This window comes from Streptomyces sp. NPDC059371 (assembly GCF_042751995.1).
Classification (GTDB): domain Bacteria; phylum Actinomycetota; class Actinomycetes; order Streptomycetales; family Streptomycetaceae; genus Streptomyces.
The window spans coordinates 12,452-15,807 of sequence record NZ_JBHYXD010000126.1 but is presented as its reverse complement, the minus strand read 5'-3'; the positions used below and the strand labels follow the sequence as shown (position 1 = coordinate 15,807).

General features: G+C 75.4%; 2 protein-coding genes. One reads left to right on the top strand and one right to left on the bottom strand.

The features are described from left to right. Nucleotides 1-342: 342 nt before the first annotated feature. Nucleotides 343-1,914 carry a ricin-type beta-trefoil lectin domain protein gene (locus ACFXGX_RS39075; RefSeq protein ID WP_384801822.1) on the top strand — a complete coding sequence of 524 codons (1,572 nt, stop codon included), beginning with the start codon at nt 343-345 and terminating at the stop codon, nt 1,912-1,914. A gap of 113 nt (nt 1,915-2,027) precedes the next feature. Here ACFXGX_RS39075 and hutI read toward each other — a convergent pair whose 3' ends face one another. Then, nucleotides 2,028-3,203: an imidazolonepropionase gene (hutI, locus tag ACFXGX_RS39070; RefSeq protein WP_384801819.1), complete on the bottom strand. Its 1,176-nt coding sequence runs from the start codon at nt 3,201-3,203 to the stop codon at nt 2,028-2,030. Nucleotides 3,204-3,356 lie beyond the last annotated feature (153 nt).

The following is a 3,356-nucleotide window of genomic DNA, read 5'->3' as shown; positions in this document are numbered from 1 at the left end:
ACCGCGCCATGTCCGTGGACACGGCGTTCATGGCCTTGGGCCGGTCGAGGACGAGCTCGGCGAGGGGGGGGGGCCGCCGCCCCCCCCACACCACCCCGCCCACACCCGCCCCCCCCGCCCCCCCCACCGCTCCGTGCTTCCCGGCGGCCCTCCGCCCCGCCGCGCAGACAACTTCCTTTTCACGCAAAGGGGTTGGGAGCGCGGAGGATGAGAGCGCTCCCAAGGAATCGTTGTCCGGCAGCTCTTTCCCCAGAAGGCCGATCCCGTCACCATGGGCATCCCAAACTGGCCGGTATGTCAGGACGGGACGAGCACGCACCAGGTGCGGGGAGGCGGAGAGACATGGCACAGGGCGACCCGGCCGACAGAGACATCCCGGCCGAGGCCGACGGACTGCCCGCCGCGGCGTCCGACGCACGGCTGACCGAGCTGCTGCGCGCCGGCACCTCGACCGCGTACGCGGCGCTCCAGGAGCTGCGCGCACGCCACCGCGCCTCGGTCCTCGCCTACGCCCGGATGTGCACCACCGGCGACTCCGGAGCCGGACAGCTCGCCGCGCAGACCTTCACCCTCGCGGCCCGCGAGACGGCGCGCGGCATCGACCCGAACGTCCCCTGGCGGCACCAGCTCCTGCTGCTGACCGGGCGCGTGGCCGCCACCTGGGCCCGGGACCAGCGGGCGGCGGGACTCGACCCCGGGCTGCTCCTCGTCCTCAGCACCGCGGGCCCCGGCGGCCCCGTCCCCTCCCTGCTCCCCGCCTTCCAGTCCCTCCCGTCCCGCGCCCAGGGACTCATCTGGTACGCGGTCGTGGAGCGCGAGCCCGCCGAACGGACGGCGGTCCTGCTCGGCCTCACGGCCGAGGACGTCACGTACGGCACCGACCAGGCGCTCCACTCCCTGGGCCAGGCCTGTCTGCGGTACCGGCTGGCCGCTTCGGACGATCCGCGCTGCGGGGACTTCCGCCGGCTGATCGAGGAGTCGGTACGGCCCGACAACCCACGCTCCAGCACCGACCTGCACACCCACATGGCGCGCTGCGCGCACTGCTCGGCCGCGTACGAGGAACTGACCGCGCTGCGCGACCACCCGCGCTCCGCCCTGGCCGAGGGCCTCCTGCCGTGGGCGGGCACGGCGTACGTCACGGACGACCCGACGGGGACGGGAGCCGCCCCGCCCGTTCCCGCCGCCCCGCGGACGTCGGTGCTGCCCTGGCCGCCGTCCCGCCGGTTCGTCCTGACCTCGGCGGCGGCGTTCGGCGTGGCCCTGGCGCCGGTGCTGTTCCTGCTGCTGTCCTCCGGCGAGGCGCCGTCCACGGGTGCGGCGGGCTCGGTCGGCACGCCCTCGGGCCCGCCCGCGGTGACCGTCACGGCGACGGTCCCGGTCACCCCGTCGGCCCCCACGCCCTCGGCCTCGCCCTCGCCCTCGGCGACCTCCGCGTCGCCCTCGCCGTCCCGCAGTTCGGCGCCGCCGAGGTCACCGAGCCCGAAGCCGACCCCGACCGTCGTCCTCCGCCCGCCGGGCGGCACCGCCACCCAGGTGGTGAACGTCGCCTCGGGGCTGTGCCTGGACATCCCCGACGGCGACTTCGAGAAGGGCACCGACGTCGTCACGGCGCCCTGCACGTCCTCCCCCACCCAGCGCTGGCGCGTCGACAGCGGTTCCCTCCGGTCGGCCGCCGACGACGACTTCTGCCTGGACAGCCGCGGCTCCGTCGACCGGGGCGTGGGCATCTGGGAGTGCTCCTCGCTCGACGGCGGCCACGGCGACAACCTCCGTTTCACCGTCGACGGGGACGGTGTGATCCGCCCGGCCGTGGCCATCGAGACGGCCGTGACACCGGACGGCGACGGCGGACTGTCCCTGGTGCCGCTGACCGGGGGCACGGGCCAGCGCTGGCGCGCGGGCAGCGCCTGAGGGGTCTCCGTGGGCCCGGTCGGCGGACGCCGCCTGGGTCCCTGGGTCCCTGGGGGTGTCCCTGCGGGCGCCGTCCGAAGGGCCCTGGGCCCGCCCCCGTCCGGTCCGCGGGCTCAGATCTCGCGGACGCCGCGCCGCCAGACGCCGGTGACCAGCGGGACGCCCGGACGGTAGGCGAGGTGGACGTGGCTCGGGGCGTCCAGCAGCGTCAGGTCCGCGTAGGCGCCCGGCACGATCCGGCCGACGTCGTCCCTGCGCAGCGCCCGCGCGCCTCCCGCGGTCGCCGACCACACGGCCTCGTCCGGGGTCATCCGCATGTCCCGTACGGCGAGCGCGACGCAGAAGGGCACGGACGAGGTGAACGACGAGCCGGGGTTGCAGTCGGTGGACAGGGCCACCGTGACACCGGCGTCGATCAGCCTGCGGGCGTCCGGCCACTCGGCGCGGGTGGAGAACTCGGCGCCGGGGAGCAGGGTCGCCACGGTGTCGCCGCTCGCGAGGGCGTCGACGTCCGCGTCCGTCAGGTGGGTGCAGTGGTCGGCGCTCGCCGCGTCCAGCTCGACGGCGAGCTGGACACCGGGACCGTACGAGAGCTGGTTGGCGTGCACGCGCGGGTGCAGGCCCTTGGCCTTGCCGGCCGTGAGGATCGCCCGCGCCTGGTCGCCGTCGAAGGCGCCCTTCTCGCAGAAGACGTCCACCCAACGCGCGTACGGGGCGCAGGCGTCGAGCATCTCGCCGGTCACCAGGGCGACATAGCCGGCCGGGTCGTCGGCGTAGTCCGGCGAGACGATGTGCGCGCCGAGGTAGGTGACCTCGTCGGTGTGCGAGGCGGCGATGCGCAGTGCGCGGGCCTCGTCCTCGACGGTCAGGCCGTAGCCCGACTTGGTCTCGAAGGTCGTGGTGCCCTGGCGGAGGGCCTCGCGCAGGTAGCGGGTGAGGTTGCGCTCCAGCTCCTCGTCGGAGGCGGCGCGGGTGGCGGCGACGGTGGTGCGGATGCCGCCCGCGCTGTACGCGCGGCCGGACATGCGGGCGTTGAACTCCTGGGTGCGGTCACCGGCGAAGACCAGGTGCGAGTGGGAGTCGACGAAGCCCGGGATCACCGCGCGGCCACCGGCGTCGACCCGGTTGTCGGTGGCGGGTGCTTTGCTTGATTCACCGGTCCACGCGACACGGTCGCCGTCGATGACGACGGCCGCGTCCTGGATCAGACCGAGCGGGGAGCCGTCGCCCAAGGAGGGATCGTTGGTGACCAGACTGGCGATGTTGGTGATGACGGTCGTGCTGCTCATGGCGTCCTCAGGGGTGGCGGGACTGCTGGTGGGGGGCGTCGGGGGGGGGGGGGGGGGGGGGGGGGGCCCCCGCCGGGCTGCGGCACCCGGCGGGGCGGCGCCCGAGCGGGCGGGCCCAAGAGCGAGGGAGAGAGGGGGGGCGCGCGCTCGCGC